The sequence below is a fragment of the Emticicia aquatilis genome (assembly GCF_014644295.1).
Taxonomy (GTDB): domain Bacteria; phylum Bacteroidota; class Bacteroidia; order Cytophagales; family Spirosomataceae; genus Emticicia; species Emticicia aquatilis.
This window is the reverse complement of sequence record NZ_BMKK01000030.1, coordinates 1-1218: the sequence shown is the minus strand read 5'-3', so window position 1 is coordinate 1218 and position 1218 is coordinate 1. Positions and strand designations below refer to the sequence as shown.

Here is a 1218-nt window from a genome sequence, read left to right as displayed (position 1 = left end):
CAATAGTTCTTTGAAATACTGTCAAAAGAAATGGGACAAGCCTTACCACTGAACTTACGTCAGCAAATAGTAACTTTTCACCAATCAGGGTTAAGCTATACAAGTATAGCCAAAGCCACTGGGAAGAGTTATGATGGTGTACGAAAAATTGTTAGACAATATAAATCTACTGGCTTAGCAGGTCTAAGTACAAAGTATGGTCAGAATCGTGCTATACAAAGCGATAAGTTAGTGTATCGATGTGCACTTTGGTTAAAACGACATCATCCTCAATGGGGAGCACCCTTAATTCGGAGTATACTTTATAATCGTTACCCAACTAAGGCAATACCTACGATACGAACTTTTCAGTTATGGTTCAGAGCACAGTCACTGAATCGTCCCAAGAGTACCTCACCCAAACTAAATATTAGTCAAAATATAGAGGTACATCAAACATGGCAAATAGATGCCAAAGAACGCTTTTGCATAGCCAATGGTCAAAGAGTTTGTTGGCTCAATATAAGTGATGAATATTCTCGGAGTCTGCTTGATAGCCGAGTTTTCCCCCCACAAACAAATCAATGAGGTTAATGTGAGAGATATTCAAGCTTTTCTATTGCAAGCATTCCAGCGATGGGGTATGCCTAAACAAATTCGCCTTGATAATGGTAGACCTTTCCGTACATCTTATCAAGATGTCCCTTCTGGTTTAGTTTTATGGCTCAAAGCTTTGGATATAGACGTTATTTTTAACAAAATCCATACCCCACAACAAAACGGTGTTGTAGAAAACCATAATGGTTTAACTGCTCGTTGGGCTGAGGCTCATACCAAAAAATCAGTTGAAGAATTACAAAATGCTATTAATCAAGTAAAACATTATCAACTATTTTCTTTTCCTGTTGCCAAGCTTAATGGAAGAACAAGAATTAGCTCATTCCCCGAATTAGAGCATAATCAAAGAAAATACCAGCCTGAATCATTTGACTTCTCCAAAGTATTGGCATTTATAGCTCAATTTAATTGGGTTAGAATTGTTGATAAAACGGGTTGTATTTCTCTTTTTCATCAAAAAATTAGCATCGGCAGAAAATGGACTAAAAAATATATTACCATATCCTTTAATCCAAATAATCAAACTTTTACCGCTTACGATGAAAAACTCGAAATTATTAAAAACTTTCAATTAATATCCTTGACTAAAGCCAATGTCCAAAATTTGACAGTATTTCAAAG

The 1218-nt window shown here is 35.8% G+C and carries 2 protein-coding genes; both read left to right on the top strand.

Translation table 11 applies throughout. The annotated features are described in order from the left end of the window. The first annotated feature begins 30 nt into the window (after positions 1 to 30). Positions 31 to 567 carry a helix-turn-helix domain-containing protein gene (locus tag IEX65_RS28265; protein ID WP_374757867.1) on the top strand — a complete coding sequence of 179 codons (537 nt, stop codon included), beginning with the start codon at positions 31 to 33 and terminating at the stop codon, positions 565 to 567. Continuing rightward, a partial coding sequence (locus tag IEX65_RS27950) for a DDE-type integrase/transposase/recombinase (protein WP_188771716.1) occupies positions 509 to 1218 on the top strand: 710 nt, incomplete at its 3' end. The genes IEX65_RS28265 and IEX65_RS27950, both read left to right, overlap by 59 nt.